1 pseudogene is annotated in these 254 nt (G+C 52.4%); it reads right to left on the minus strand.

The features are described from left to right. Window positions 1–130, minus strand: a pseudogene (locus tag L6758_RS11160) (IS256 family transposase); the annotation flags it as partial. Between the last annotated feature and the right edge of the window lie 124 nt (window positions 131–254).

A 254-nucleotide genomic window follows, 5' to 3' on the forward strand; every position in this document is an offset into this window, starting at 1 on the left:
CGATGGGGCCGACGGTGTCGGTGAGGATTCTTTTGGTGCGGTAGCCGTTTCTGGTGTTTTGGCTTGTTTGGTTGGGGTTTTCGGCGTGTTTGGGGTAGCCGAGGTGGTCGGTGAGTTCTTCGTCGAGTGATATGTACTGGGTTTAGTTCCGACCCCGTACATTGGAAACAAACAAAAAAGAGCAAAGGAACTTCACCCATGCCCACCAAATACCCCCAAGAACTCAAAACAAGAGCCCTACGCCTACTGGCCGA

This window comes from Rothia nasimurium (assembly GCF_928382285.1).
GTDB classification, from domain to species: domain Bacteria; phylum Actinomycetota; class Actinomycetes; order Actinomycetales; family Micrococcaceae; genus Rothia; species Rothia nasimurium_E.